Below are 24,736 nucleotides of genomic sequence, written 5' to 3' on the forward strand. Positions count from 1 at the left end.
CGGCGGCGCAGCGCCGCGGTGGGCGGGCCCGCCGTCCCGGCTCAGGAGGGGCGGGCGCCCGGCAGGCCGTCCGCGGCCTCGTTGACCATCCGGTTCGCCAGGTCGTCGCCGTAGCGGGCGCGGACGCGCTCGCGCACCTCGGCGTCGTCCTTCGGCACCGGTTCCAGGAACACCTCGGTGACGTCGGGGAAGCGGTCGCGGACCCCCCGGCCGATGCGGACGACGGCCCGCTCCACCTCCTCGCTGGTCAGCGCGTCGACGAGGTCGAGCCGGGCGCACACCAGGACCTGGTCGGTGCCCAGCTGCACCGTCAGCAGGTCCACCACCGCGTCGACCTCCGGCTCGTCGCCGAGCTGGACGAGGACGGAGCGCACCAGCCGCGGGTCGGCCTGCACCCCGGTGAGCAGCCGCATGTTCGTGCGGCCCAGCCGGACGGCGATCAGCGCCAGCAGCAGGGCGATGCACAGGCTGGCGACGCCGTCGTAGACCCCCGACCCGGTGACCTGGTGCAGCGCCGTCCCGGCGCCGGCCAGGAGCAGGCCGACGAGCGCGGCGCTGTCCTCGAACACGACCGTGGTCGCCGTGGGGTCGTCGCTGGTGCGCAGGAACCGCCGGAAGCTCTGCCGGTGCTCGCGCGCCTCCCCCCGCGTCTGCTTCAGCCCCTTCAGCAGGGAGGAACCCTCCAGCACGAAGGCGACGGCGAGCACGACGTAGGAGACGACCGGGCTCTCCAGCTCGTGCGACTCCGACGTCAGCGCCTCCACGCCCTCGTAGGCGGAGTACAGCGCTCCGGTGACGAAGATCGAGCCGGCGGCGATGAGCGCCCAGAAGTAGCGGGCGCGGCCGTAGCCGAACGGGTGCTCGCGGTCGGCCGGACGGGCGCTGGTGCGCAGGGCCGTCAGCAGGAACACCTCGTTGACGGTGTCGGCGACCGAGTGCGCGGTCTCGGCGGCCATGGCCGCTGAACCGGTGACGACCGCCGCGACGCCCTTGGCGACGGCGATGAGGGCGTTGGCGCCGAGGGCGACCAGGACGGTGGCGGTGCTCTCCCCGCCCCCGGAGCCGCCGCGCTCGTTCGCCGGGGAAACCTCCGTGGACACGACCCGAACAGTACGACGGCGGCACGGATCGCGCGCGGGGACCGCGGTGCCGCGCGACCGGGGCTCAAGGTGGGGCCCGCACGTGCCGATGGGAACGCCGTGACCTCTCCGGACGCCCTCCTGACCTCCGGCCCGTACCGGCTGGTGACGCGCAGCGACTTCGACGGGCTGGTGTGTGCGGTGCTGCTGCGCCAGCTCGACCTGGTCGACGAGATCACGTTCGTGCACCCGAAGGACGTGCAGGACGGCACGGTGGAGATCACGGGTCGGGACGTCCTGACGAACCTGCCGCACGACCCGCGCGCGCGCGTGGTCTTCGACCACCACCACTCCGAGACGCTGCGCAGCGCCGGGGCGGGCAACCACGTCATCGACGCCGACGCCCCGTCCGCGGCGCGCGTCGTGTTCGACTTCTTCGGCGGTGCGGCCCGCTTCCCGAAGATCTCCGACGAGCTGATGCGCGCGGTGGACCAGGCGGACTCCGCGGCCTACGACGTCTCCGAGATCCTCGAGCCGACCGGCTGGACGCTGCTGAACTTCCTCATGGACAGCCGCACCGGCCTGGGCCGCTTCCGCGACTTCCGCATCTCGAACTACCAGCTGATGATGCAGCTCATCGAGCACTGCATGACGTACCAGGACGTGGACGAGATCCTGGCCCTGCCGGACGTCGCCGAGCGCGTGGAGCTGTACCGCTCGCAGGCGGAGCTGTTCCGCGCGCAGCTGGAGCGCGTCACCACCCTGCACGGCGACGTGGCGGTGCTGGACCTGCGCGACGAGGACGTCATCCACGCCGGCAACCGCTTCCTGGTGTACGCGCTGTTCCCCGCGGCGCGCGTGTCGATCCACGTCATGTGGGGGCGGGCGAAGCAGAACACCGTTTTCGCGATCGGCAAGTCCATCGTGGACCGCACCTCCCCGGCGGACGTCGGCGCGGTGTGCCTGGCGCACGGCGGTGGCGGGCACGTCGCGGCCGGCACCTGCCAGGTCCCGCACGAGGACGCGGCCACCGTGCTGCCGGAGCTGATCGCCGCGCTGCGCGCAGAACGCTGATCCCGGCGCGAGGACGTGGACGGGACGACACCGGCTGCATGCGCACCGTCGAACCCGGTCCCGGCCCGAACACCGCCCGCTGGTGAGCGCGGCGCCCACGCTCAGCGCGGGCGCTCGCGCGGCACCCACACCGCCAGCCCGGCGGCCGCGGCGACCGCCAGCACCGCCACCCCCGCACCGGCCGCGGCCAGCGTGGCGGCGCCGGCCAGCGCCCCGACGAGGACGGGCCCGACGGCCACCCCGGTGTCGGTGACCATCCGCCAGGCGCCGAGGAACCGCGCCCGCTGCCCGGGCGGTGCGGCGTCGGCGCCCAGCGTCATCACCAGCCCGGCCCCCATCCCGTTGCCCAGCCCCATCAGCGCGCCGACGAGCGCCACGCCCGCGCCGGTCTGCGCCAGCGGCAGCAGCGCGTGGGCGGCGCCCAGCACCAGCATCGAGGGCACACCCACGACACGGCGGCCGAAGCGGTCCATCACCGCCCCGGCCGGGTAGAACAGCGCCGTGTCCACCGCCCCGGACAGGCCCACGACCAGGCTCGCGGCCGTGGCGTCCAGGCCGACCTGCTCGCACCACAGCGGCAGGACCGTCTGCCGGGACTGGCGCACCGCCTGCACCGCGAGCGCCGCCACACCCAGCGTGGACAGCAGCCGGGCGTGCTCGCGCAGCACGGCCAGGGCACCGGCCCGGGAGGGCGCCGCAGCGCCCGCCGCACCCGGCGCCGGCGCGGGGGTGGCGGGGTCGGGCAGGACGAGCACGACGACAGCCGCGGCGACCACCACCAGACCGGCGACCGCGTAGGCGCCGGCACGGCCGAGCAGGGCGGTGCCGGCGGCGCCGGCGAAGGGGCCGGCGAACAGGCCGATGCGCCCCACCCCGCCCAGGGTGGACAGCGCCCGCGCCCGCAACCGCACCGGCGCCGCGGCCGTCAGGTACGACTGCCGCGCCAGGCCCCACACCCCCGCGGCCAGGCCCAGCGCCAGCACGCACAGCGCCAGCACGGCCACCGAGCCGGCCAGCGCGGCCCCGGCCAGGGCCGCGGCGGAGACGGCGGCGGCCACGAGCATCGCCCGGCGCTCGCCGGCCCGAGCGGTCAGCGCCCCCGCGGGCAGTGCCCCGACGACCTGCCCGACGCCCAGCAGAGCCACGACGAGGGCGGCGACCGCCACGGGGGCTCCCACGGCGCGCGCGGTGAGCGGCAGCACCGGCAGCACCGCGCCCTGGCTGGTGCTGAACAGGGCCGCGGGCGCGTAGACGGTGATCAGGGCGCGCCGGGAGCCGTCCCAGCCGGTGTCAGCCAGCGCGCACCCACCGGGTGCGGGGGCCGGCCGGTCGCGTCGTCCCGGTCACCGCGCCAGTGTGCGGCAGGCGCGCGCCCTCGCGCGCCTCAGCCCTCGACGGCCTCGCCGAGGCGCAGCAGTCGGAAGACGTCGCGGAGGAAGGGCTTCACCCGCCGCAGGTGCAGCTCGCCGCCGGCGGCGAGGAACCGGGCGCGGGCGGTGAGCACCGCGTCGATGCCGCGCACGTCGCAGAACGTGACGTCGGCGAGGTCGACCTCGAGGTCGAGGCACCCCCGCCGCAGGGCGCTGTCGACGACGCCGAGGAACAGGTCGGCGGTCGCCGCCTCCAGCTCGCCCGAGGCCCGCAGGACCGCGCCACCGGGAGCGAGGTCCAGCGAGAGTCCCAGGTGCGCGACGTCGCAGTCGGCGGCGTTCCGGCCGGTGCGTTCAGCAGTGGTGCGTTCGGTGGTGGTCAGAACGGGAAGACTCACGGGCACCCCCCGGGTGCAGCGGAGACCGCAGGTTCCGTCGGCCCGGCGTCCCTGCGGAGACTGACGGTACGACCACCGTCACAGTAGGCGCCGGGCGCGGAGGTGTCGAGGGGCACCGGGTCACAGCGGCCCCAGCACGTCGTGCACGTCGGCGTCCAAGCTCAGCGTCTCCAGGACGGCTGTGAGCTGGCGCTCTTCGTAGCGGAAGTGCGACTCCATGATCGCCGCTACGCCCTCCAGGTGGCGGTCCAGTTCCACCGGGGTCGCCGACCGCTCGACGGCGGCCTGCAACCCGGCGAGCAGGTGCCCGATCATCGAGTGGTCCTGCTGCAGTTGGTGCAGCGCTTCGCGCAGGTGCGGGTGCTGCTGGGCGATCGAGGGGAAGAGCTCCCGGTCCTCGCCCTCGTGGTGCCCGGTCAGCGCGGCGCAGAACCCGTGGCAGTACAGCAGCAGGTCCCGGGTGGCCGGTCCCGCTGCGTCGCCGTCGTGCGCGAGCGCGGTCCGGGTGACGCCCAGCGCTTCCCTCAGCCGCTCGTGCACGGCGCGCAGTTCACGGCTCCAGGTCAGCAGCCTGGTCTTCTCGCCCTCACCCACGGGTGTCGGGCGAAGGGAACGACAACACCGGCGTCGCGCTCCTTCGTTCCGGCGCCTCCATGCCTGACACGGTCTGCCACCGGCACGCGACGATGCGGCGACTGTAGCCCCCGACGGTGGAACCGACCAGGGAGTCCAGGCGTCGCCGGCTCCGCTCAGGCGGGAGCGGAGACGTTGACCATCCAGTCGACCCCGAACCGGTCGGTGAGGGCGCCGTACTCATCGCCCCACACCTGCGCCTCCAGCGGGGTCGTGACCCGCCCGCCCTCGGCGAGGCCGGTGAAGAACCCGCGCAACTGCTCGAGGTCGTCGCCGAAGAGGCACAGGGCGAGGTTGCCACCGGTGGCCGCGGACGCCCCGGCCATCGCGTCGGAGACCATCAGCGTGAAGCCGGACGGGGTGTCGAGCTGGCCGTGCATGACGCCGTCGGGGTCGACGCCCTCGGCGCCCCCGCCGCCGAACTCGGCGAAGGTGGAGACGGTCACCTCCCCGCCGAGCACCGACCGGTAGAACGCCAGCGCCTCGCGGGCGGTGCCGGGGAGGGAGACGTAGGGGCTGAGACGGACTGCCACGGGAACCTCCTGGGAACGGGTCTGGTGACCCAAGCCGCCCGGCGGGTCCGGGCCGACACCTCTCCGACCCGCCGTCGCCGCGGAACTCACCGGTGCCCGGGTGCGGGTGAGGTCCCGGCGCCGGGTTCCGGAACAGCCCGGTCACCGCTGGACCTCTCACCGGGGAGGTCCTGGACCTGGGGTGCGGCCCGGGGCACCTGACGGGTTTCCTGCACGCCGTGGGGGCGAGGTGACGGGCATCGACCTGGTGCCGGAGTTCATCGCGCACGCGCGCCGGGCCCAGCCGGGCGCGCGCTTCGAGGTGGGCTCCCTGATCGACCCGGCCCGCCCGGACGGTTCGGTGTCCGGGGTGCTGGCGTGGTACTCCCTGATCCACCTCGACCCCGCCCGGGTGGACGCCGCCCTCACCGGGATCCGCCGGGTCACGGCCCCCGGTGGCGCGCTGGTCGTGGGCTTCTTCGAGGGGCCGGTGTGCGAGCCGCTCGAGCACGCGGTCGTCACGGCGTACCGGTGGCCGGTGCAGGAGCTGGCGCGCCGGGTCGGTGCCGGTGCACCTTGCCGGTGGCGCTGCGGCGGTGGAGGCTGTGACTCCCGTCCGGTTGGAGGCAGTCGTGGGCAAGCTGATCTACGCAGCCAACACCTCTCTCGACGGCTACCTGGAGGACGAGGACGGCTCCTTCGACTGGTCGGTGCCGGACGAGGAGGTCCACGCCTTCTGGAACGAGCACGAGCGGGGCATCGGCACCTCGCTGTACGGCCGACGCCTGTACGAGACCATGCGCGTGTGGGAGGACGACGACTGGCTGACCGCTGAACCGGACGTCGTGCGCGAGTACGCGCGGATCTGGCGCGACGCCGACAAGGTCGTCTACTCCTCCACGCTCGAAGGGGTGTCCACGGCGCGCACGAGGATCGAGCGGCACTTCGAGCCCGAGGCGGTGCGGCAGCTGAAGAGGGCCTCCGCCTCGGACCTGAGCGTCGGTGGCGCGGCCCTGGGGGCACAGGCGTTCCGGCACGGTCTGGTGGACGAGTGCGTGTTGCTCCTGCACCCGGTGCTCGTCGGCGGTGGCAAGTCGGCGCTTCCGGCAGGGGTGCGAGTCGATCTCGAACTGCTGGGCCACCGGCGGTTCGACAACGGCGTGGTGCACGTGCACCACGCCGTACGCACCGACCCCTGACACCTGGTGCCCGTCGCCGGCTGCCGAACCGCCTCGGTGCTCGGCCGGTCCGGTGTGCTGCTGTCGGAGCGATTCCCGCACCGCCGTGCCGGTCGCGGACCTCGAGGCGTGTCGCCGGTCCACGATGCCGGCGCCGGGGACCGGGACGAGCTCGTCGCGGTAGCGGCGGGGGCAGGGTGCATCGTCGAGGAGGACGGCATGAGCAGTGCTGACGAGTGGATCCAGCAGCGGGTCAATCCCGGCGGCGAGGGGCTGCCGGTAACGGTGGAGAGCCTGGCCGAACTCCTGGTGCGCGTGACGATGTACGGCATCGAGGTGCGTGGTGGCGGCAACGAGGTCATGGGTGGGCAGTGGGGACACGTGGGGACCTTGATCGACAAACTGGGCCAAGCGGCCGGCCTGGAGGTCAACGCGGTCAACGACGTGTACCGCTCAGAGGTGGCGAGGCTGGGACTGGATCGGGACCTGGAGTCGGGTTCGGATTCGGGGTCGGATTCGGAGCAGGGCAGCGTGCTCGGGGTCTGCGCCAGGTGAAGGCTGGCGGATCGTGCTGGCCGCGGCCGCACGAGGTTCCGCAGACGGCGCCGTGGCCGAGCCTCGTGCACCCGACGTCATGATGGCGCAGCGATGCGGGGCAAGGGCGTGATCAGACCAGGGAAGAGACCTGTACCGCGGCAGTGAGGGTCATGGCCACCACGACCAGGACGTGGCTGGCCTTCCACGACTCCTCGCGTCGACGTCGCCGGCCAGACGCGTCGAGCACGACGATGGCGATGAGCAAGACCGCCCCGACGAGGATGACCACGTGACGGGTGGTGCCGGACATCTGCTGAAGCCACCTCCCACGGTGCTGTGAGCATCGCCCGCTCATCAGCGTGCGTTCCGACGTCAGTCGGTGGTGCTTTCCAGCAGGTGTTCGACGGCCCGCCGCAGCTCGGGCAGGTCCTGGCTGACGGTAGCGGCGACGATGGCGTGCGTGGTGTCGAAGTAGCGGTGAGCGAGGTGGTCGCGCATGCGAGCGATCTCCGACCACGGCAGGTCCGGCTCACCAGCCAGCACCTCGTCCGGGACGGCCTTGACGGCCTCGCCGATCTCGATCAGACGGACCCGGACCGCATCGAAGACCAGGCCGTCGGACAGGTCGCCGCGACGGGTGTGAGCATCGATGGCGTCCAAGGCGGCTTGCACGTCCAGCAGGCGTTGGCGGGCGTGCCGGCTCACGCGAACACCATCGCCCTCATCGCCGTCGCCGCCACCGCCACCGTCACCGCCGAGCTCACAGGGTCACCAGCTCCGCTTCGACGTTCGCGCGCACCTCGGGCTTGAGCCCGTCCTCGGGGACCAGGTCGACGGGCGCGTGGAGGAGTTCCTCCAAGTCCCGGCGCAGACGTCCCAGCGCGAACAAGCCCGTTCCCGGCGGCAGGTCCACCAGCAGGTCGACATCGGAGTCGGGACGCTCGGTACCCCGTGCGGTGCTGCCGAAGACGCGGACGTGTTGCACGCCGTGGGCCGCGGCGATCGCCTTGACCTCGCGGCGGTACCGGCGCAGGCGCCGTCCCAGCGGCCCGGACAGCGGGGCGGTGGGCGGTGCGTCGGTGGCGATCAACGAGGCGTCGAGCAGGTGGCCGCTGGCGCGCAGCAGGTGCAGCAACACCGGCAGGGAGGGCTGGCGCCGCCCGGACTCGTAGGCGCTGATCACGCTCTGGACCACTCCCGCGCGCTGCCCCAGCTGGGCCTGGGTCAGCCCGGCGCGGCGGCGGGCCTGCCGCAGCAGCGCGTCGGCGGAGTCGATGACCGGCACGACACCAAGATAGCGGATCGTCGATACGTACCAGGACCTCGAGCGTCCTGAAATCGACGTGGCAGCGAGATCGCCAACTGCCTGCGGCAGCGCGCTGCGCGCTCCCCCGCCCCACCGCACGACACGGCCGTCGAACAGGTGTTCGACGGCGTGCCATCCTGGTCGGGTGCCGGGCGGTCGCTGGAGCCACGCGTACGAGGAGCGGTACCGCGCGGCCCGCGCCCGCGGCGAGCCCTCCCCCTTCGACGACCCCGTACCCGCCGCGCCCGCCCCACCTCCCCCGTCCGGTGAGCGGACCGCGGTCACGCACTGCTGGGTGCTCACCCCGCGCGACGGCCCCCGGCCCGGGCTGCTGCTGGCGTGGCGGCGGGAGGACGGCGGTTGGCTGGGGCGGGTGGCCTACGTCCTGCTGGACCCGGCGGGGCGGCCCGTCCTCGTCGACAGCTGGGTGCCGGCAGCCGTGCTGCGCCCGGGGGCGCGGCCCGCCTGAACCCCGGCGCCGGTGGTGTCGGGCAGCACGACGGTGCGCGAGGACGGCGGCACGAGCACGACGGGGGCGCGCAGCGTGCGCAGCGGCAGGGCACCCGCGTCGGCGGTGGCGGCGACCACGAGGTCACCGACGTGCACGGCGCGGGCGACCGCGCCGCCCGCGGTGACGGTGACCCCGGCGCGGGTGACGGTGCCCCCGGCGCCGCGCACGGCGAGCAGGCGCTGCGGACCGGCCAGGACGGCCTGCGGTCCCACGACGACGACGGGCACAGGGCAGTGCGCCAGGCAGCGCGCCAGGACGTCCCCGTCGCCGGTCCCCGAGGGCCCGACGCCGCGCCCGCACCCCAGCACGAGCCAGCGGCTGCTGGAGGCGGCCACGAGCAGGGCGGTGGCCACGTCGCCGGTGACGACGGAGGTGCTCACCGGCGGGCAGCGCCCGGGGAGCCGTTCCAGCTCCTCGGCCAGCGCCGCGGGCAGGGCGGCGGAGGGCGGCGGCGGAGCGGGGCGCCGGGGCGGGTCCACGGCCACGACGTGCACGGCGCGACCGGAGGCGGCCGCCTCGCGCAACGCCCAGCGCAGCGCACGGCGCGAAGCGCCCGAACCCGACCAGCCGACCGCGGTGCGCTCGCGCGCGGGGCCGCCGGAGCGGGTGCCGTCGTCGTTCCGGTCGCCGTTCACGACACCGCCTCCTCGCGGCCGGGATCGGGCGCGGCCGTGCACCCGTGGCCCCGATGGTCCGCCCGGACGGGGGCACGCACAACAGGACGGAGGTCCCGCGGTGGTTACGCTGGCCGGCTGGATCGGCCCCGGAACGCGAGGAGCGGCATGGCGGAGCGACAGGGTGCCGACGGCACCCTCACCCTGGAGTCGGGCAAGGGCCTTCGACCCGCAGCCCTGGGGCTGTGGGGCAACACGGTCATCGGGCTCGGCGCGACGGCCCCGGCGTACAGCCTGGCCGCGACGTTGGGGTACGTGGTGCTGGCGGTGCACGACAAGGCGCCGGCGATGTTCCTGGTGGCGTTCGCGCCGATGCTGCTCGTGGCGTTCGCCTACCGGGAGCTGAACCGCGCCGCCCCGGACTGCGGCACCACGTTCACGTGGGGCACCAAGGCCCTGGGCCCCTGGGTGGGGTGGATGGGCGGCTGGGGCGTGGCCGTCTCGGCGATCATCGTCCTGGCGAACGTCGCGGAGATCTCCGCGGTGTACACGCTGCGGTTCCTGGGCGCCGAGGACCTGGCGGACCAGCCGGTGCTGCGGGTCGGGTTGGGCGTGCTGTTCATCGCGGGGATGACGTGGGTGAGCTACCGCGGCATCAAGATCTCCGAGCAGCTGCAGAACGTCCTGGTGATCGTGCAGTTCGCGGTGCTGGGGCTGCTGGCGGTCGCGGCGCTGTACCTGGTGCTCGCCGGGGACGCCGGACCCCAGGCGGTGCTGCCGCAGTGGGACTGGTTCTCCCCGTTCGGTGTGAGCGCGTCGGCACTGGCGGAGGCGGTGATCCTGTGCATCTTCATCTACTGGGGCTGGGACGCCTGCCTGGCGGTCACCGAGGAGACGCGGGACTCCGGCTCCACGCCGGGTCGCGCCGCGCTGCTGTCCACGGTGATCCTGCTGGTGACGTACGTGCTGGTCGCGGTCGCGGTGCAGGCGTACGCGGGTTTCGGCACCACCGGCATCGGACTGCGCAACGAGGCCAACGCCGACGACGTGCTGACCGTCATCGGCGATCCGGTGGGCGGAGCGGTCGCCTCCTCGCTGCTGCTGCTGACGGTGGCGGTGTCGGCGGCGGCCTCCACGCAGACCACGATCCTGCCGACCGCGCGCGGGACGCTGTCGATGGCGGTGTACGGCGCGCTGCCGCAGCGCTTCGCGCGGGTCCACCCCCGCTACCGGACGCCGTCGTTCGGCACCCTCGTCATGGGCGCTTCGGCAGTGGGTTTCTACCTGGTGCTGAGCGTGGTGAGCCAGAACGCGCTGCAGGACTCCATCGCCTCGCTCGGTCTGGCGGTGGCGTTCTACTACGGGATCACGGCGTTCTCCTGCGTGTGGTTCTTCCGCCGCACCCTGACGCGCTCGGTGCGCGACGCGCTGATGCGCGGGGTGTTCCCCCTGGTGGGCGGCCTGGCGATGCTGTGGGCGTTCGGCCAGAGCACGGTGGACATGCTCGACCCGGAGTACGGCTACACGCGCTTCGGCTCGCTGGGGGGTGTGTTCGTCATCGGGGTCGGGATGCTGGCGCTGGGGGTTCCGCTGATGCTGCTGTGCGCGGTGCGGCTGCGGGCGTTCTTCCGCGGCGAGACGCTGCGCGAGGACACTCCGGTCCTGGTTCCGGACACGGGGGAACCGCCCGTCGGCGGCCTGTGACGGGTGCCGGGAGGAACACCGTCCACAAGCCCTCGACGGCCGGGGCGGTGTTCCCGCCCGCGGTGGCGGCGGCGCGCTCAGGGGCTGGCGGCCAGGAACAGGAACGCCGCCAGCAGCACCAGGTGCACCCCGCCCTGCAGCCGCGTGGCACGCCCGGGCACGACCGTCAGCACCCCCACCACCACCGTCAGGGCCAGCAGGACGAGCTGGGTCGAGCCGAGCCCCAGCAGCAGCGGCCCCTCCAGCCAGACGGACGCCACCGCGATCACCGGGATGGTCAGGCCGATGCTGGCCATCGCCGAGCCCAGCGCGAGGTTCAGGCTGATCTGGGTGCGCCCGCGCCGGGCCGCGTTGGCGGCCGCGATGGTCTCGGGCAGCAGGACCAGCAAGGCGATCACGACGCCGACGAAGGACTGCGGCAGGCCCAGGGCCGCCACGCCGGCCTCGATGGCCGGCGACTCCACCTTGGCCAGCCCCACCACGGCCACCAGCGACACCAGCAGCAGCACCAGGCTGGCCACCGCTGCGCGGGTGCTCGGCGGGGCGGCGTGCTCCTCCTCCTCCAGGGGCCCGCCGCCGGGGGCGACCGGCAGGAAGAAGTCGCGGTGGCGCACCGTCTGGGTGACGACGAACATCGCGTACAGCGCCAGGGAGGCCACGGCGGCGAAGGCGAGCTGCGCCGGGGAGAACTCCGGGCCCGGCCGGGCGCTGGTGAAGGTGGGCAGCACCAGGCTGAGGGCGGCGAGGGTGGCCACGGTCGCCAGGGCCGCACCGGTGCCCTCGGCGTTGAAGACGGTGGTGCCGTAGCGCCGCGCCCCCAGCAGCAGCGACAGGCCCAGGATCCCGTTGCAGGTGATCATGACGGCGGCGAAGACGGTGTCGCGGGCCAGGGAGGCGGCCTGCGGCCCACCGGCGGTCATCAGCGTGACGATCAGGGCGACTTCGATGACCGTGACGGCCACGGCCAGGACCAGGGAGCCGTACGGCTCACCCACCCGGTGCGCGACCACCTCGGCGTGGTGCACCGCCGCCAGCACGGCCGCGGCCAGCACCACAGCCACCAACGCGATCACCGCTCCCCCCGGGTACCGCCCCCAGGTCAGGGCCAGCACCACCAGGGCCACCGGCGGGGCCAGCGACGTCCATCTGGTCAGGTGGGGGCGCAGGGCGGAGTCCATGCGCCCAGCCTGGCGGACCCGGCGGGCCTGGGCCGCGGCGGGTGCGGGGTGGTCGGCGCCGGCCCGGCACCGCTCAGGCCACGACCCGCCGCGCGTGCAGCCGCTCGTCGAGCACGACCGCTCCCCCGGTCGCGCCCGGTTCCAGGTGGCCGCGGTCGGACCGGCCCAGCAGCGCCGCGGGGACGGCGGTGACGGCGGCGAGCGCGTCGTCCAGGTCGATCCCGGCAGCGGTGACGGCGTGCCGCAGCGCCCGGTCCAGGGTCAGGGTGCTGCCGGCGATGGCACCACCGCCCGCGAGGCGGGCGGTGCCGCCGCTCACCTCCACGTCGAGCTCGCCGAGGCGGTAGGTGCCGTCCGGCGCCCCGGCGGCGGCCGTGGCGTCGGTGACCAGGGCGGTGCGCGCCGGGCCGGCGGCGCGGGCGGCCAGCGCCAGGACGGCCGGGTCGAGGTGCACACCGTCGGCGATGAGCTCCACCACCACCCGCTCGTCCGCGAGCAGCGCGCCGGCGGCGCCGGGGGCGCGGTGGTGCAGCGGCGGCATCGCGTTGAACAGGTGGGTGGCCAGCCGGGCGCCGGCGTCGACCGCGCGGCGGGTCGTGGCGGCGTCGGCGCCGGTGTGCCCCAGCGCGGCGACCGCCCCCGCGTCGACGACCCGGCGCACCGCGTCCAGCGCCCCGGGCAGCTCGGGGGCCAGGGTCACCACCCGCACCGGGCCGGCGCCGAGCAGCCTGTCCACCTCGGCGGGTTCGGGGGTGCGCAGCAGCGCGGCGTCGTGGGCGCCGCGGTGGTCCGGGCTGAGCCAGGGGCCCTCCAGGTGCACGCCGGCCAGCAGCCCGTCGGCGACGAGGTCGGCGCAGGCGGCCAGCGTCGCCGCGAGCTCGTCGACGGGGCGGGTGACCAGGCTCGCCACGAGGGTCGTCGTGCCGTGCGCGCGGTGGGTGGCGGCGGCGGTGGCGGCCTCCTCGGGGGAGCCGCCGAAGCTCGCGCCGCCGCCGCCGTGGCAGTGCAGGTCGACGAACCCGGGCACGACGTGCGCGCCGGTGACGGTCTCGTCGGCGGCCGGGGCCGGCCCGTGCCCGGTCCGCAGGACCTCGCCGCCGCGCAGCAGGACCCAGCCGTCGGGCAGCACCCGCCCACCCGTGCGGACGGTGCCCCGCGCGAGGACAGTCACCGGGTCTGCGTGACCTTGCGCAGGCCGCGGGGGGCGTCGGGGTCCAGGCCGCGGGCGAGCGCCATCTCCACCGCGAGGCGCTGCAGGGGGACGATCTGCACCACCGGTGCGAGGTCCTCGCGCACCCCGGCGGGCACCGCCAGGCGCACGGTGGCGTCGGGGGCCAGGCCGTCGGGCGCCACGGCGCACACGTCGGCGCCGCGCTCGCGCAGCGCGTCCAGCACGGGGGTCATCGCCCGCCCGCCGGGCCCCTCGGGCACGACGGCGATCACGGGCCGGTCGGCGTCGACCATCGCCAGGGGCCCGTGCATGAGGTCGGCGGCGGAGAACGCCTGGGCGGACAGGTAGGAGGTCTCCATGAGCTTCAGCGCGGCCTCGCGGGCGGTGGGGTAGGAGTAGCCGCGGGCGGTGAGGACGAGGCGGTCGACGAAGCGGTAGCGGGTGGCGACGGCGGCGACGTCGTCGGCCTCGACGGCCCGCTGCAGGAACCCCGGCAGGGCGTGCGCGGGGCTCGCGTCGCCGCCGCGCCAGGTGGTCACCAGCAACCAGAGGGTCAGCAGCTGGGCGGTGTAGCTCTTGGTGGCGGCCACGGCCAGCTCGGGCCCGGCGTGCACGTCCAGGTGCAGCTCCGCGGCGGCGGCGAGCGCCGAGGCGGGGTCGTTGGTGACGGCCAGGGTGAGGGCTCCGGCGCGGCGGGCGGCGGCGGTGGACTCCACGAGGTCGGGTGAGCCGCCGGACTGGCTGACGGCGATCCACAGCACGCCGTTCAGGTCGGGGCGGGCTCCGTAGACGGTGAGGGTGGAGGTGGAGGCGAGCCCGGCGGGCAGGCCGAGGCCGACCTCGATCAGGTACTTGGCGTACAGGGCGGCGTGGTCGCTGGTGCCGCGGGCGGTGAGCAGCACGGTGCGCGGGGCGGCGGCGGCGCGCAGGCGGGCGGCCACGCGCGCCAGTTCCCCGCCGGCCGCGGTGAGGACCCGTTCGGCGACCGCGGGCTGCTCGGCGATCTCGGAGCGGACCAGGTGGCCGCGGGGCGGGGTGCTCACGGTGCCTCCAGGGGGCGGGCCCGACCGGGGCGGGCCGTCGACGCGACGCTACACGCGCGGGGGCCCGGGGGCGGGGCGGCCCTCAGGGCAGGGTGAGGACCACCGGACCGTCCTCGGTGACGGCCACGGTGTGCTCCTCGTGGGCGCCGGGCAGGCCGTGGGCGCTGCGCAGCGTCCAGCCGTCCTCGTCGATCGCGTACTCCCCGCGACCGCCGGCGAAGAACCACGGTTCGATCGCGACGACGAGGCCGGGGCGCAGGGTGAGCCCGCGCCCGGCCCGCCCGTCGTTGGGCACGGCGGGGTCCTCGTGCATGGTGCGGCCGATGCCGTGCCCGCCGAAGTCGGTGCTCACCCCGCAGCCGCGCTCGCGCGCCACGGCACCAATGGCGGCGGAGACGTCGCCGATGCGTGCGCCGGGGACGGCGGCGCCGATCCCGGCGGCCAGGGCGTCGCGGGTGGCGGCGACCAGCTCGGCGTGGCCGGGGCGGGGCTCGCCGACGCTGAACGTGGTGGCGGAGTCCCCGGCCCAGCCGTCGAGCACCGCACCGCAGTCGACGCTGAGCAGGTCGCCGGCGCGCAGCGCGTACGGGCCGGGGATCCCGTGCAGCACCGCGTCGTCGACGGAGGTGCAGATCACCCCGGGGAACGGGGTGGGGGCGAAGCGGGGCCGGTAGCCGAGGAACGGGGAGGTGGCGCCGGCGGCGGCGATCACCTCGCGGGCCACGGCGTCCAGCTCGTCCAGCCGGACGCCGGGGGCGGCGGCGGCGCGCACGGCCGCCAGCGCGTCGGCGACGACCTTCCCCGCCGCGCGCATCGCCTGCACCTCGCCGGGCGTCTTGAGCTCCACCACCGCTGCCTCCTGGAGTCCTCGGTATTCCTATCCCGGTATTACTATCACGGCATGGTGCGTCCCCCGCTGACCGAGGAGGCGCGCGAGCGCGGTCGCCGGCTCGGCGAGCTGCTGCGCCGCGCGCGCGGCGAGCTGACCGTCGTGCAGGTCTCCGCGCGCTCCGGCGTGCCCGCCGAGACGCTGCGCAAGATCGAGGCGGGCCGGGTGCCCACCCCGGCGTTCTTCACCGTCGCCGCGCTCGCCACCGCGCTCGAGGTCCCCCTGGAGGACCTGGTCGCCGCGTGCCTCGAGCCGGTCCCCCGCGCCGGGCTCGGGAGCCTGAGCGCCTGACGGCCGCGCGGACGGGGAGACGGACGGGGAAACCCGGTGGGGGGCACCCCCGGCCCCGTGGCAGGGTGTCGCGGTGCCCCGCCTCGTCGAGACCCTGGTCCCCGCGCGCCTGGGCACGGGTTTCCGCTGGCTGCTGGCCTCGAGCTGGTCCAGCAACCTCGGTGACGGCATCGCGCTGGCCGCCGGGCCCCTGCTGGTCGCCTCCACGACCGACGACGCGTTCCTCGTCGCGCTGGCCGCGACGGTGCAGTGGCTGCCGCCGCTGCTGTTCGGCCTGTGGGCCGGGGTGCTCTCCGACCGCCTGGACCGCCGCCTGCTCGTCGTCGCCGTCGACGCCGCGCGAGCCGGGGTGCTGGTGCTGCTGGCCCTGGCGGTGCTGACCGGCGAGGCGCCGATCGCGGTCGTGCTGGCGGCCCTGTTCCTCGTCGCCACCGCCGAGGTGTTCGCGGACAACACGACCAGCACGCTGCTGCCGGTGCTGGTCGACCGCGACGACCTCGCCCCCGCGAACGCCCGCCTGCAGACGGGTTTCATCACCGTCAACCAGCTCGCCGGCCCGCCCCTGGGCGCGGCGCTGTTCACCGCCGGGACGTTCCTGCCGTTCGCCACCCAGGCGGCGCTGGTGGGGATGGGGGCGGTGCTCGTCAGCCGGTTGCGGTTGCCCGCCCGCGAGCGGGTGCGCGCGCGGACGCGGGTGCGGCACGACGTCGCCGAGGGGTTGCGCTGGGTCGCGGGCCACGCCGCCGTGCGCACGCTGGTGCTGACCATCTTCGTCTTCAACATCACCTTCGGCGCCGCCTGGTCGGTGCTGGTGCTGTACGCCACCGAGCGGCTGGGCCTCGGCGAGGTCGGCTACGGGCTGGTCACCACCACCGGCGCCGTCGGCGGCCTGCTCGGCACCCTGGCGTACGGGGCGATCACCCGGCGCGTCAGCCTGGGGAACCTCATGCGGATCGGCCTGGTCGTGGAGACGCTGACCCACGCCGCGCTGGCCACCACCACCTCGCCCCTGGTGGCGCTGCCGGTGTTCTTCGTCTTCGGTGCGCACGCGTTCGTCTGGGGCACCACCTCGATCACCGTGCGGCAGCGCGCCGTGCCCGCCGGGCTGCAGGGCCGCGTCGGCGCGGTCAACGCCGTGGGGACGTTCGGCGGCCTGGTCGCCGGTTCCGGGATCGGCGGCGTCCTGGCGCAGCACCTCGGCGTGGTGGCGCCGTTCTGGTTCGCTTTCGCCGGGTCGGCGGTGTTCCTCCTGCTGATCTGGGGTCAGCTGCGGCACGTGGCCCACGCCGACGAGGAAACCCCCGCCGGTGAACCTGCCGGCGCACCGCCCGCCTGACCCGTTCGACGGCCGCGGAAAACCCGCACGCCGCCGCACCGCGGGGTGGCAGGATCCGGCGCCGTGAAGCAGTCACCCGCCGCCCTGGCCGCCACCGCCCTCGCGACCCTGACCCTCACCGCCTGCAGCGGCACCAGCCCCTGCGCCGAGTTGCCGGCACCCAGCGACGAGCAGCTGGCCGCCGCCTCCCAGCAGGTCCGCGGGCTCGCCGTGGAGGTGGAGGTGGAGCACGAGGGCGTCGACTGCTTCGTCGACCCCACCACCGGCCGCTGGACCGAGGAGCTGGAGGAGGGTTCCTGACGTGGGCCCCGGACGGGGAACCCGATCACCGCCCCGGGGTGGCGCGGCCCGGTGGGGCAGGATGGGCGCCGTGCCGCACGAACCAGCGCCGGGGGCGCCCCCGGGGGGACCGTCCTCCACCGAGCCCCGCCTGCGCCCGTTCGACCCCGCGTCCCCGGCGGACCTGAGCGGCTTGTACGACGTGTGCCTGCGCACCGGGTTCCACGGCGAGGACGCCACCGGCCGCTACGCGGACCCGCTGCTGCTGGGCGACGTGTACGCCGGGCCCTACGCCGCGCACGACCCCGCGCTGGTCACCGTCGTCGACGACGGTGCGGGGGTGGCCGGGTACGTCATCGGGTGCGCCGACACCCTGGGGTTCGAGCAGTGGGCCCGGGAGCGCTGGTGGGCCGGGGTGCGCCGGCGCCACCGCGAGCTCGTGGCCACCGGAGTGCGGCCCACCGAGCTGGACACCGCGCTGCTGCGCTCGCTGGACCGTCCGCCGGGACCGAGGCCGTACCTGCACGGACGCGCCGCGCACCCGGCGCACCTGCACATCGACCTGCTGCCGCACGCGCAGGGCCGCGGGCTGGGCCGCCGGCTCGTGGAGCACCTGCTGGTGCAGTTCGGGGCGCGCGGGGTGGCGGGCGTGCACCTGGGCGTGTCCACCCGCAACCCCGGGGCGGTGGCGTTCTACCGGCGGCTGGGGTTCTCCGAGCTCGTGGAACCCGAAGCGGGTGCGACGGGGCTGACGATGGGTCTGCGGCTGCGCTGAGCGCACCACCCCCTCACAGGGAGTGGTGTCACGTCACCTCCCGTGTTTCACCGTGGGCCGGAGCGGTCGTCCGCCACGCACCGACGCGCGGATCGGCGCGGCAGGCGTCACCATCGTCGGGTGGCCGTCTGGACGTCGTTCATGGACCTCGTGCACGTCGTGGGCGCTGTGGGTTCCGCCGCCCTGGTGGCGGGGTTCGCCGCCGACGGCGAAGCCGCCCGCGCCGTGTTCTACGCCGTCGTGGCCCTGGCGTTCGCCGCGGCCCTGGCGCACCGGCGCGCGCAGCGCCGCACCACCGCCCCGGCCGCCCCCACCGTGGTGGACCTGCGGTCGCCGGCGCCGGTGCGCACCGCGCCGGCCGGGTTCGACGAGGCCGAACCCGGCCCGCAGCGGCCCGCCGCCTGAGCCTCAGACGGCCACGCGCTCCTGGTGGACCTCCTGGCGCGGCACCGGCTGCGCCGGCTCGGGCGCGGCGCCCCAGAGGTCGGGGCCGAAGACCTCGTAGCGGATGGCGGAGGCGGGCACCCCGCGCGCCAGCAGCGTGGCGCGCACCTGCCGCATGAACGGCAGCGGCCCGCAGGTGAACACCTGCACGCCCTCCGGCAGCGGGACCTCGGACAGGTCCATGAACCCCTCCCGGGAGGTGGTGTCCCCGGGTTCGGGCTGCTCGTACCAGGCCAAGGCCGTGAACTCGTCCAGCTCGGCGCCGGTGCGCAGCACCGCATCGCGAAGGGCGTGGTCGGCGGCGGTGCGGTCGGCGTGCGCGACGACCACCTGCCGGTGCGGCTGGGTGCGGGCGACGTGGTCGTGGAGGAACGAGGAGACCTGCCCGTCGGGGGCGCCGTCGCGACCGCGCACGCGGCGCACGGTGATCTGCAGGCGGGTGCCGCTGCGGGAGGAGGAGACGGTGTACTGCCGCGGCTGGCGGCTGCCGTCGGGCAGGTCGGCGAACACCGACACGTACTGGCCGGGCAGGACCGCCGGGAGGGGCTGGCCGTCCGCGGGTTCCAGCACGAGGGAGACGACCTCCGCCGTCTCCTGCACGCGGCGCACCACCCGGTACGGGCGCACCGGCACGGCCGGGTCCACACCGGCCAGGTGGTACAGGCGCGCCTCCTCGGCAATGAGCTGGGTGGCGAACAGCCAGTACACCTCGTCCCAGGCGGCTGTCACCTCCGGCGTGACGGCGTCGCCGAGGACCTCGCCGACGGCGGCCAGCAGGTGCCGGCCGACGATCGTGTACTGGTCGGGGCGGATGCCCAGGGAGATGTGCTTGTGGGCGATGCGCCGCAGGACGTGGTCGAACGGCGGTGCGTCGGGGTTGATGAGCTGCACGGCGTAGGCGACCACGGACGCGGCCAGCGCCCTGCTCTGCTCCCCGGTCGCCTGGTTGCCCATGTTGAAGACCCGTCGCAGCTCCGGGTGGGCGGCCAGCATGCTCGGGTAGAAGCGGGCGGTGATGGCCTCGGCGTTCGCGGCGACGACGGCAGCCGTGGCGCGGACCACCTCCTGCGAGCTCTCCGACAGCAGCGGGGTGCGGTGCGGGGCGGTGGTGGGCACGGGACCTCCAGGGACGTGCGGGTGCGAGACGCACCGCCGCACCACGTGGGCGCGGCGGTTTCCCCAGCGTACGAACGCGCACGTCCCACCCCCGGGGGACCTTGGTCCCGGACCCGGGGACGCAGGTCCGGCGCCGGCCCGCCCGGCGGTCACCGGGCGCACCACCAGGGCCGGCACCACGGAACCGGCCGTGCGGAACTCGGCGTCGCCGGGTTCGAGCCCGATGGCACCGCACAAGGGGGTGGGCTGCGGCTCGGGGTGGAAGCAGCAGGTGCTGCGGAACCACGGCGAGACGGTGTTTCGGTGGTCCGACACCTGGCCGATGACCGTGCGCGGCAAGGTGTCCCCGGTGCCGAAGTGGAACATCGGACTCTCCCCGGCGCAACAGGCGCCGCTCGTGCGGCCGGCTCGAGCGGGTGGTCCGACTCGATCGTTCACGCTGCGCGAGCACATCCAGGAGGGCAGGACGGCCTGTTCCCCGCCGCCCCGACCGCGCGCGCCGGGAACGCCGGCTCAGGCCAGCGGGACCCGCCAGCGCAGCTCCGCGCCGCCGCGCTCGCGCGGGCGCAGCGCGCACTGCCCGCCCAGCCGCTCGGCGCGGGCGGCCATGTTCCGGGTCCCGTGGCCGGGGGACGCCTCCGGGTCCGGGCCGACGCCGTCGTCGGCGACGCGCAGCAGCAGCTCGCGCCCGGCGGCGTCCACGGAGACGTGCACGTCCACGCGGGAGGCGCGGGCGTGGCGGGCGACGTTCGCCAGCGCCTCCCCCAGCACCGCCAGCAGGTCCGCCCGCACGTCGTCGGGCACCGCGGAGTCCAGCGGGCCCTCCAGCGCCAGGTGCGGCTCGAAGCCGAGCGGCCCGGTGGCTCCCGAGGCGACCCGCAGCAGCTCGCCCCGCAGGCCGGTGGGGCCCTCGTCGGGTTCCTGCAGCGAGAAGATCGTGCGCCGCACCTCGCGGATCGTCTCGTCGAGGTCGTCCACGAAGGCGGCCATGCGGTCCTCGGCGCCCGTGCCGCGCAGCCGCGGCCCCAGCGACTGCAACCCCAGCCCCACGGCGAACAGGCGCTGGATGACGAGGTCGTGCAGGTCGCGGGCGATGCGGTCGCGGTCCTCGTACACGGCCAGGCGCTGGCGGTCGGCCTGCGCGCGCTCGAACTCCACCGCGAGCGCCGCGTGCCCGGCGAAGGAGCTCACCATGCCCACCTCCGCCCCGGTGAACTCCAGCGCACCGCTGCGGCGGGCGAGCGCGAGCACGCCCAGGGCGGCGCGGTCCGGCACCGACAGCGGGGCCAGCGCGGTGGGCCCGGCCGCCGCGTCCAGCCCGGGCAGGTGCTCACCGGCCGACGGCAGCGGGCGCGGCGCCCCGGCCGCCAGGACCTCCAGCGCGGGCCCGTCCTGCACGCGCCGGCCCACCAGGCCGTGCGCCGCGGGGCCGGCGACCGCCGCCACCCGCAACCCCGGGCCGGCGTCCGCGAGCAGCAGGACCCCGGCGTCGGCGTCGGCGGCGACGCAGGCCTGCGCCACCACCCGGTCCAGGGCGCGCGCACCGCCGGACCCGCTGAGCAGGGCGGCGGTGACCTCGGTGGACGCTTCCAGCCAGCGCTCGCGGGTGCGGGTCTGCTCGAAGAGGTCGGCGTTCTTGATGGCGATGCCGGCGGCCGCGGCCAGCGCTACGACGACGTCCTCGTCCTCCTGCGTGAAGTCGCCACCGCCGCTCTTCTCGGTGAGGTAGAGGTTGCCGAAGACCTCCTCGCCGACGCGGACGGGCACCCCGAGGAAGCTCGACATGGGCGGGTGGTTCGGCGGCACGCCGTAGGACTTGGCGTGCTCGGCGATGTCGTGCAGCCGGATGGGGCGCGGGTCGTCGATGAGGACGCCGAGGACGCCGTGGCCGCGCGGCGGGGGCCCGATGCGCAGCCGCGTCTCCTCGTCGACGCCGACGGTGACGAACTGCGACAGCCCCCGGTCGGGCCCGACGACGCCGAGGGCGCCGTAGCGGGCACCGGACAGCTCGGTGGCGACCTCGGTGATGCGCCGCAAGGTGTCCGGCAGGCTCAGGTCGCTGGCGATGGACACCACCCCCTCCAGGAGGCGGTGCAGGCGGCCCTCGGTGGCGATCACCTCCTCGGCGCGCTCGACCAGCTCGCGCAGCAGGACGTCCAGGCGCAGCCGGCCCAGGGGGGTGTCGCCGTGCGGGCCGGGGGTGTCGCGGCTGACCACGCCCCGAGGCTAGGTCATGGACCGGCGGCGGGTCGTCCTCGGGCGCGGGCGCCGTCCCGCGTTGCGCGCAACGGACCGCAGCGGTGACAGTGCCGGGCATGGGCGCGGACACGGGCACCGAGCAGGAACGGTACGAGCGGCTGCGGCGCGAGGCCGGGGCGAAGGGGTGGACGCTGGAGGCGCCCACGAAGCGGCACCCGGGCTACCTGCTCACCAGCGGCAAGCCCGGTGCGAAGGACGCGCGCATCGCGTTCGGCGCGGCAGGGCCCGTGCTGACCCTGGACGAGGCCGAGACCTACGTGCGGGAGCTGCCCCGCGGCTGAGCGCGGGCGCTCAGGCGCCGACGGCCTCGGGCAGCACGGGCACCTGCTGCGCCAGTCGGCGGCCGGTCAGCTGCTCCAGGCCGATGCGCACGACGTGGTCGCGCTCGCCGCCCGCCCAGGGGGTCAGGCCCGCCAGCGCCCGCTGCCGCACCTCGTCGCCGACCACGTCGGCGCGGCCCACGGCCGTCACGCTCCACCCGGTGCGGGTGGCCGCGTCGATGTCGTCGACCTGGAAGGCGACGACCGAACCCCCGGCCGCGGTGGCCAGCGCCGAGCCGGGCTGCACCCGCAGCAGCACGGCGCCGTCGTGGAGCAGGAAGTTCACCGGCAGCACCGCGGGCAGGGCCCGGTGGGTGAAGACCACGCGCCCGAAGGGGCGGGTGGCCAGCAGCGCCAGGCACTCCTCGGGGGCCAGCGGCAGCAGGACGCCCGCTGCGGCGGGCGCGGTCGCGGAGAGCGTCATGCCTCGAGGATCGGCCTCCCGCGCCCGCCGGGACAGGGCCGAAGGTCCCTCGGGGAGGAGACCGCGCGCGGGGCGCGGGCTACGGTGGCGGGGTGACGGTGCGCGTCTTCCTGCTCGACGACCACGAGATCGTCCGCCGCGGCCTGCGGGAGCTGCTGGAGTCCGAGGGCGACCTGGAGGTCGTGGGCGAGGCGTCCACGGCCGCGGAGGCGCTGCGGCGCATCCCCGCCGCCCGCCCGGACGTGGCGGTCCTCGACGCCCGCCTGCCGGACGGCTCCGGGATCGACGTGTGCCGGCAGGTGCGCTCCGACTCCCCGGAGATCAAGGCGCTGGTGCTGACGTCCTTCGACGACGACGAGGCCCTCTTCGCCGCGATCATGGCGGGGGCGGCGGGGTACCTGCTCAAGCAGGTGCGCTCGGCGGACCTGCTGCAGGCCGTGCGGGCGGTGGCCGCCGGCCAGTCGCTGCTGGACCCGGCGGTGACGGCGCGCGTGCTGGACCGGATGCGCGCCGGTGAGCGCACCGACCCGCGCATCGCCTCGCTGACCCCCACCGAGCGGACCGTGCTGGAGCACATCGCCGAGGGCCTGACGAACCGGCAGATCGGCGAGCGGATGTTCCTGGCGGAGAAGACCATCAAGAACCACGTGACGAGCCTGCTGGCGAAGCTGGGCATGGAGCGGCGCACGCAGGCCGCGGTGTTCGCCAGCAAGCTGGACGCGCAACGCTGAAGGGCGGCCCACCCCCTCGGGTGGACCGCCCCTCGCGCACCGGCCCCGGGACGGCGCCCGCTCAGGCCAGCGCGGTGCCGCGGCCGCGCTCCTCGGAGCGGCCCGCGCCCCCGGACCCGCCGGCGCGGCGGCCGATCGTCGCGTCCAGCACCAGCGCACCCACGGCCACGGCGGCCAGCAGGAGCAGCGCCAGCGTGTAGTTGCCGTAGACCCCGTACAGGGAGCCCATGAGCAGCGGCGGGACGAACCCGCCCAGGCCGCCGGCGGCGCCGACGACACCGGTGACCGAGCCGACCTTGTTCGCCGGTGCCAGCAGGGCGACCAGGGCGAAGGTCGCGCCGCTCGCGGCGCCGAGGGCGGCGGCCATCGACAGGAACGCGAGGGTGCCGACCGGGGCGAGGCTCGGGGTGGCGGACTGCACGGTCGCGGCGACGGCGACGACGGCGAACGCGCCGAGCATGACCTTGGTGGGGTGCAGGCGGTCCGAGAGCCAGCCGCCGACCGGGCGCATCACGACCGCCAGGACCACGAAGCCGGCCATCCGGTTCGCGGCGTCGGTCTGGCCCAGGTCGTACCCGGTCTTCAGGTAGGCGGGCAGGTAAACGCTGAAGGCGACGTAGGCGCCGAAGCCCACCGCGTACAGCGCGGCGGCCTGCCAGGTGATGGGCAGCGCGACGGTGGCGCGCATGCGCCGGGCGAAGCTCTCGGTGGGCACCTGGCGCCCGGGGGCGTCGCGCATCACGACCGCGGCGAGGACGCCGTAGGCGGCCAGCGCGATCGCGGTGATGAGGAACGGGGTGGTGATGCTGCCGGCGTCCACCAGCTTCACGGTGGTCAGGGCGCTGATCGCGGTGCCGCCCATGCCGGCGCCGAAGACGCCGATGGCGAAGCCGCGCCGGTTCGGCGGGAACCAGGAGTTGACCAGGGGCACGCCGACGGCGAAGGCGGTGCCGCCGATGCCGAGGAAGAAGCCGCCCACCAGCAGGCCGGTCAGGGACGTGCTACCCCACAGGCCGAGGTAGAGGACGGGGACGATCGTGGCGAACGAGACGGCCGGGAACATGACACGGGCGCCGTAGCGGTCGGTGAGGGCGCCCACGGGGATGCGGCCCAGCGAGCCGACCACGACGGGCACGGCGACGATCAGCGCCTGCTGGAACGCGGTGAGGTCCAGCGCCTCCTTGAACCGGGGGGCCAGCGGGCTCAGCAGGGCCCACGCCCAGAAGTTCAGGGAGAAGCCGACGGTCGCCAGCGCGAGCACGGCGCCGGGCCGGCGCGCTCGTCCGGCGGGTTCGGTGGTGGGGGTCGTCTCTCGGTTCACGGGAGGTCCTCGGGTCGGGCGGGGCGCACCGGTGGTGCGCGGGCTCGCCGGGTCGGCCCCGGCGTTCACCTGAAGCTACGGCCGCCCGTGGTCCCACCGGGACGGGCGGAGGGTCCCGGCCGGCGGGACCATGGTCCCGCGCCGGCGCCGACCGGGACGTTGGTCCCGCCGCACGAGGACGTTCCGCGACGATCACCGCGCTCCCGGCACCCGATGGTGGAGGGGAACGGCCGGGCCGCCACG

General features: G+C 75.5%; 29 protein-coding genes and 1 pseudogene. 13 read left to right on the plus strand and 17 right to left on the minus strand.

The features are described 5' to 3' along the window. Nucleotides 1-41 precede the first annotated feature (41 nt). The gene (locus ACRYM0_RS06385) at nt 42-1,100 is read right to left on the minus strand and encodes a cation diffusion facilitator family transporter (RefSeq protein WP_432503220.1); all 1,059 of its coding nucleotides are present in this window, start codon (nt 1,098-1,100) and stop codon (nt 42-44) included. Between the two features lie 99 nt (nt 1,101-1,199). On the opposite strand from ACRYM0_RS06385, the gene ACRYM0_RS06390 reads away from it, so the two are divergent. Further along, entirely contained in the window at nt 1,200-2,153 is a 954-nt protein-coding gene (locus ACRYM0_RS06390) for an exopolyphosphatase (protein ID WP_432503221.1), read from the plus strand. Nucleotides 2,154-2,254: 101 nt separating this feature from the next. On the opposite strand, the gene ACRYM0_RS06395 is transcribed toward ACRYM0_RS06390, so the two are convergent. The 4 genes from ACRYM0_RS06395 to ACRYM0_RS06410 all read right to left on the minus strand — a co-directional run bounded on the left by ACRYM0_RS06395 (nt 2,255) and on the right by ACRYM0_RS06410 (nt 5,087). Further along, nucleotides 2,255-3,451 (minus strand): MFS transporter, encoded by a 1,197-nt coding sequence (locus ACRYM0_RS06395; protein WP_432503281.1) that lies wholly within the window; start codon nt 3,449-3,451, stop codon nt 2,255-2,257. A gap of 86 nt (nt 3,452-3,537) precedes the next feature. Then, entirely contained in the window at nt 3,538-3,921 is a 384-nt protein-coding gene (locus tag ACRYM0_RS06400) for an STAS domain-containing protein (RefSeq protein ID WP_432503222.1), read from the minus strand. 120 nt (nt 3,922-4,041) lie between these two features. Further along, on the minus strand, nt 4,042-4,515 hold the full coding sequence (locus ACRYM0_RS06405; protein WP_432503224.1) for a hemerythrin domain-containing protein: 474 nt from the start codon (nt 4,513-4,515) through the stop codon (nt 4,042-4,044). A 155-nt stretch (nt 4,516-4,670) separates the two neighbouring features. Next, the gene (locus ACRYM0_RS06410) at nt 4,671-5,087 is read right to left on the minus strand and encodes a VOC family protein (RefSeq protein ID WP_432503225.1); all 417 of its coding nucleotides are present in this window, start codon (nt 5,085-5,087) and stop codon (nt 4,671-4,673) included. A 247-nt stretch (nt 5,088-5,334) separates the two neighbouring features. Between ACRYM0_RS06410 and ACRYM0_RS06415 the strand changes: the two are divergent. From ACRYM0_RS06415 to ACRYM0_RS06425, 3 genes and pseudogenes are all read left to right on the plus strand, one after another. Beyond that, nucleotides 5,335-5,478, plus strand: a pseudogene (locus ACRYM0_RS06415) (SAM-dependent methyltransferase); the annotation flags it as partial. Nucleotides 5,479-5,698: 220 nt separating this feature from the next. Continuing rightward, the gene (locus ACRYM0_RS06420) at nt 5,699-6,265 is read left to right on the plus strand and encodes a dihydrofolate reductase family protein (RefSeq protein ID WP_432503283.1); all 567 of its coding nucleotides are present in this window, start codon (nt 5,699-5,701) and stop codon (nt 6,263-6,265) included. Between the two features lie 198 nt (nt 6,266-6,463). Next, entirely contained in the window at nt 6,464-6,799 is a 336-nt protein-coding gene (locus ACRYM0_RS06425; protein ID WP_432503227.1) for a hypothetical protein, read from the plus strand. A gap of 112 nt (nt 6,800-6,911) precedes the next feature. Here the strand turns inward: ACRYM0_RS06425 and ACRYM0_RS06430 are convergent, their stop codons facing one another. From ACRYM0_RS06430 to ACRYM0_RS06440, 3 genes are all read right to left on the minus strand, one after another. Beyond that, the gene (locus tag ACRYM0_RS06430; protein WP_432503228.1) at nt 6,912-7,091 is read right to left on the minus strand and encodes a hypothetical protein; all 180 of its coding nucleotides are present in this window, start codon (nt 7,089-7,091) and stop codon (nt 6,912-6,914) included. Between the two features lie 62 nt (nt 7,092-7,153). Then, entirely contained in the window at nt 7,154-7,486 is a 333-nt protein-coding gene (locus ACRYM0_RS06435) for a HepT-like ribonuclease domain-containing protein (RefSeq protein WP_432503230.1), read from the minus strand. A 55-nt stretch (nt 7,487-7,541) separates the two neighbouring features. Next, the gene (locus ACRYM0_RS06440; RefSeq protein WP_432503232.1) at nt 7,542-8,066 is read right to left on the minus strand and encodes a nucleotidyltransferase domain-containing protein; all 525 of its coding nucleotides are present in this window, start codon (nt 8,064-8,066) and stop codon (nt 7,542-7,544) included. Between the two features lie 166 nt (nt 8,067-8,232). Between ACRYM0_RS06440 and ACRYM0_RS06445 the strand changes: the two genes are divergently transcribed. Then, nucleotides 8,233-8,556, plus strand: a complete 324-nt coding sequence (locus tag ACRYM0_RS06445; protein WP_432503233.1) for a hypothetical protein — start codon at nt 8,233-8,235, stop codon at nt 8,554-8,556. On the opposite strand, the gene ACRYM0_RS06450 is transcribed toward ACRYM0_RS06445, so the two are convergent. Beyond that, nucleotides 8,466-9,233, minus strand: coding sequence for a universal stress protein (locus tag ACRYM0_RS06450; protein WP_432503235.1), 768 nt, complete (start codon nt 9,231-9,233; stop codon nt 8,466-8,468). The genes ACRYM0_RS06445 and ACRYM0_RS06450 overlap by 91 nt on opposite strands. 147 nt (nt 9,234-9,380) lie before the next feature. Here ACRYM0_RS06450 and ACRYM0_RS06455 point away from each other — a divergent pair, with 147 nt between their 5' ends. Continuing rightward, the gene (locus ACRYM0_RS06455; RefSeq protein WP_432503237.1) at nt 9,381-10,916 is read left to right on the plus strand and encodes an APC family permease; all 1,536 of its coding nucleotides are present in this window, start codon (nt 9,381-9,383) and stop codon (nt 10,914-10,916) included. A 77-nt stretch (nt 10,917-10,993) separates the two neighbouring features. On the opposite strand, the gene ACRYM0_RS06460 is transcribed toward ACRYM0_RS06455, so the two are convergent. The 4 genes from ACRYM0_RS06460 to map form a co-directional block, all read right to left on the minus strand. Then, nucleotides 10,994-12,094, minus strand: coding sequence for a calcium:cation antiporter (locus ACRYM0_RS06460; protein ID WP_432503238.1), 1,101 nt, complete (start codon nt 12,092-12,094; stop codon nt 10,994-10,996). Nucleotides 12,095-12,167: 73 nt separating this feature from the next. After that, nucleotides 12,168-13,265, minus strand: a complete 1,098-nt coding sequence (gene nagA / locus ACRYM0_RS06465) for an N-acetylglucosamine-6-phosphate deacetylase (RefSeq protein ID WP_432503240.1) — start codon at nt 13,263-13,265, stop codon at nt 12,168-12,170. Continuing rightward, nucleotides 13,262-14,308: an SIS domain-containing protein gene (locus tag ACRYM0_RS06470; protein WP_432503242.1), complete on the minus strand. Its 1,047-nt coding sequence runs from the start codon at nt 14,306-14,308 to the stop codon at nt 13,262-13,264. Before ACRYM0_RS06470 ends, nagA begins: the two co-directional genes overlap by 4 nt. Before the next feature lie 82 nt (nt 14,309-14,390). Next, nucleotides 14,391-15,158 (minus strand): type I methionyl aminopeptidase, encoded by a 768-nt coding sequence (gene map, locus ACRYM0_RS06475; protein WP_432503243.1) that lies wholly within the window; start codon nt 15,156-15,158, stop codon nt 14,391-14,393. A gap of 51 nt (nt 15,159-15,209) precedes the next feature. On the opposite strand from map, the gene ACRYM0_RS06480 reads away from it, so the two are divergent. From ACRYM0_RS06480 to ACRYM0_RS06500, 5 genes are all read left to right on the plus strand, one after another. Beyond that, nucleotides 15,210-15,488, plus strand: coding sequence for a helix-turn-helix domain-containing protein (locus ACRYM0_RS06480; protein WP_432503245.1), 279 nt, complete (start codon nt 15,210-15,212; stop codon nt 15,486-15,488). A 73-nt stretch (nt 15,489-15,561) separates the two neighbouring features. Then, nucleotides 15,562-16,824, plus strand: coding sequence for an MFS transporter (locus ACRYM0_RS06485; RefSeq protein WP_432503247.1), 1,263 nt, complete (start codon nt 15,562-15,564; stop codon nt 16,822-16,824). A 63-nt stretch (nt 16,825-16,887) separates the two neighbouring features. Next, entirely contained in the window at nt 16,888-17,124 is a 237-nt protein-coding gene (locus ACRYM0_RS06490) for a hypothetical protein (protein WP_432503249.1), read from the plus strand. Nucleotides 17,125-17,194: 70 nt separating this feature from the next. Continuing rightward, on the plus strand, nt 17,195-17,878 hold the full coding sequence (locus ACRYM0_RS06495; RefSeq protein WP_432503251.1) for a GNAT family N-acetyltransferase: 684 nt from the start codon (nt 17,195-17,197) through the stop codon (nt 17,876-17,878). A gap of 120 nt (nt 17,879-17,998) precedes the next feature. Continuing rightward, nucleotides 17,999-18,283, plus strand: a complete 285-nt coding sequence (locus ACRYM0_RS06500) for a hypothetical protein (RefSeq protein ID WP_432503253.1) — start codon at nt 17,999-18,001, stop codon at nt 18,281-18,283. Between the two features lie 3 nt (nt 18,284-18,286). Here ACRYM0_RS06500 and ACRYM0_RS06505 read toward each other — a convergent pair whose 3' ends face one another. Together ACRYM0_RS06505 and ACRYM0_RS06510 are read right to left on the minus strand one after the other, a co-directional pair. Then, nucleotides 18,287-19,438 carry a globin domain-containing protein gene (locus ACRYM0_RS06505; protein ID WP_432503254.1) on the minus strand — a complete coding sequence of 384 codons (1,152 nt, stop codon included), beginning with the start codon at nt 19,436-19,438 and terminating at the stop codon, nt 18,287-18,289. Between the two features lie 513 nt (nt 19,439-19,951). Continuing rightward, entirely contained in the window at nt 19,952-21,655 is a 1,704-nt protein-coding gene (locus ACRYM0_RS06510) for a sensor histidine kinase (RefSeq protein ID WP_432503256.1), read from the minus strand. Between the two features lie 98 nt (nt 21,656-21,753). Here ACRYM0_RS06510 and ACRYM0_RS06515 point away from each other — a divergent pair, with 98 nt between their 5' ends. Then, entirely contained in the window at nt 21,754-21,978 is a 225-nt protein-coding gene (locus tag ACRYM0_RS06515) for a hypothetical protein (protein WP_432503258.1), read from the plus strand. 10 nt (nt 21,979-21,988) lie between these two features. Here ACRYM0_RS06515 and ACRYM0_RS06520 read toward each other — a convergent pair whose 3' ends face one another. After that, on the minus strand, nt 21,989-22,441 hold the full coding sequence (locus ACRYM0_RS06520; protein ID WP_432503260.1) for a pyridoxamine 5'-phosphate oxidase family protein: 453 nt from the start codon (nt 22,439-22,441) through the stop codon (nt 21,989-21,991). Nucleotides 22,442-22,533: 92 nt separating this feature from the next. Here ACRYM0_RS06520 and ACRYM0_RS06525 point away from each other — a divergent pair, with 92 nt between their 5' ends. Further along, nucleotides 22,534-23,172 carry a response regulator gene (locus ACRYM0_RS06525; protein WP_432503261.1) on the plus strand — a complete coding sequence of 213 codons (639 nt, stop codon included), beginning with the start codon at nt 22,534-22,536 and terminating at the stop codon, nt 23,170-23,172. Between the two features lie 61 nt (nt 23,173-23,233). Here ACRYM0_RS06525 and ACRYM0_RS06530 read toward each other — a convergent pair whose 3' ends face one another. Further along, nucleotides 23,234-24,493 carry an MFS transporter gene (locus tag ACRYM0_RS06530; protein ID WP_432503263.1) on the minus strand — a complete coding sequence of 420 codons (1,260 nt, stop codon included), beginning with the start codon at nt 24,491-24,493 and terminating at the stop codon, nt 23,234-23,236. Nucleotides 24,494-24,736: the final 243 nt, after the last annotated feature.

The organism is Kineococcus arenarius subsp. arenarius (assembly GCF_050871845.1).
Lineage (GTDB): Bacteria > Actinomycetota > Actinomycetes > Actinomycetales > Kineococcaceae > Kineococcus.